1 protein-coding gene is annotated in these 232 nt (G+C 51.3%); it reads left to right on the top strand.

Features of this window, described 5'->3' with window-relative positions; all coding sequences use genetic code 11:
• Positions 1-204 (top strand): hypothetical protein (locus FS736_RS25015; RefSeq protein ID WP_222125129.1); only part of this gene is annotated, 204 nt, incomplete at its 5' end.
• Positions 205-232: the final 28 nt, after the last annotated feature.

A 232-nucleotide genomic window follows, 5' to 3' on the forward strand; every position in this document is an offset into this window, starting at 1 on the left:
AATATGAGGAAATATGAGGTAGGAGAAGAGGTGGATGAAGTGTTGGAGGGGTTGAAAGGGGGTGAGGAGTGGGGGGATAGAGAAGGTTGGGGGGTGGGGGTGGGAATCGGGAAATGGATGATCGATGTGGAGGAAGGGTGGGTTGAGATTGAGGTAGAGGGAGATGTGTTGAAGGTAAGAGTGGTCCTTGAGGAATTAGGTTAACTGGAACAGCGCCGTTTGGTATGGAGAG

This window comes from Cytobacillus oceanisediminis 2691 (assembly GCF_007678455.1).
Classification (GTDB): domain Bacteria; phylum Bacillota; class Bacilli; order Bacillales; family Cytobacillaceae; genus Mesobacillus; species Mesobacillus oceanisediminis_A.